The sequence below is a fragment of the Bartonella sp. AA1HLJMS genome, from assembly GCF_042197445.1.
GTDB lineage: Bacteria > Pseudomonadota > Alphaproteobacteria > Rhizobiales > Rhizobiaceae > Bartonella.
The window spans coordinates 1-1300 of sequence record NZ_JBHIRW010000187.1 but is presented as its reverse complement, the minus strand read 5'-3'; the positions used below and the strand labels follow the sequence as shown (position 1 = coordinate 1300).

General features: G+C 34.8%; 2 protein-coding genes. Both read left to right on the top strand.

Annotated features, from left to right (window positions below):
* Positions 1-99 precede the first annotated feature (99 nt).
* On the top strand, positions 100-678 hold the full coding sequence (locus ACFIQE_RS10485) for an SMI1/KNR4 family protein (RefSeq protein ID WP_375707714.1): 579 nt from the start codon (positions 100-102) through the stop codon (positions 676-678).
* Positions 679-902: 224 nt separating this feature from the next.
* Positions 903-1300, top strand: a 398-nt coding sequence (locus ACFIQE_RS10480) for an SMI1/KNR4 family protein (protein ID WP_375707713.1), incomplete at its 3' end; no start/stop codon positions are given.

Here is a 1300-nt window from a genome sequence, read left to right as displayed (position 1 = left end):
CAACCTATCCCTTTTTACAAGAGCTTTTGGAAAAAACTATGGAAGAGGTGAAATTGATAGAGGAAATATGGAGCGTTACGCAAGTTTTGAGGATCATCTATGAAAACCTATACCTTAGCTGATGTTGTAATATTAATTGATAAAGTGAATAAATATGATGATGAGATTATCCATTTTCGTACTGAAGATGATGCAGTTGATGATCTTGTAATTGAAAGGGCTGAGAAAGCTCTTGGTTTACAATTCACATCCTCTTACAAGAGTTTTTTGAAACATTATAAAGGTGGGGACATTAGTGGTGAAGAAATCTATAGTCTTTATGAGCATCCTATAGGTGTTTCTGTTAATGACGTTGTTTTCCAAAACTTAAATGATAGAAAACGTGGTTTTACGACACCAGAACAACTTGTCGTTTGTGATGCTGATTTTGGTGAAACCTTTTATTTTGATTATACACAGTTTCGGGATGGTGAATGCCCACTCTATCTCAAGTATACATCTGAAGATTACGAATATTACGCAAGTAATTTTTATGAATTCCTTTGCAAAAGAATTAAAGTACACGCGGGAGTTGAGATACCTGATGGTGATAAACCAATTGAAAAGACTGAGAATACTCCTAGTCTGCAACCTCTCCCTTTTTACAAGAGTTTTTGGAAAAAACTATGGAAGAGGTGAAATTGATAAGAGAAAAAAGTTTGGTAAGTGGAGAGAGGAATATTGGAAGGAACGCGCTAAAGGATATAGAGAACAAACAATAATTTAGGAGGAATAATCGATATGAAATGGAGTATCATAGGGATAGATTTTGACAGATGGGGACAGGAGCACCGGCAGTAATTCTCTACGGTTGATGAAAAGAGAAAAAAGAAACTTATAAAATAATTTATGGAGGATAATTGATGAAAACCTATACCTTAGCGGATGTCATAGAATTAGTTGATAAATATGATGGTGATATTGTTAGTTTTGGGATTGCAGAAAATGCGGTTGATGATCTCGTGATTGAAAAGGCGGAGAAAGCTCTCGGTTTACAATTCACATCTTCCTATAAAACTTTTTTAAAACATTATAAAGGAGGAGACATTGCTGGTTATGAAATCTATAGCCTTTATAAAGAGTGTGGAGAAGATATTCCTTTTGATGACATTGTTTTACAAAACTTAAATTATTATAGAAAACATGGTTTTGTGACACCAGAACAGCTTGCCGTTAGCAGTACAGATTTTGGTGAAACCTTTTACTTTGATTATACGCAGTTTCGGGATGGAGAATGCCCACTTTATGTCATGCTTCCATC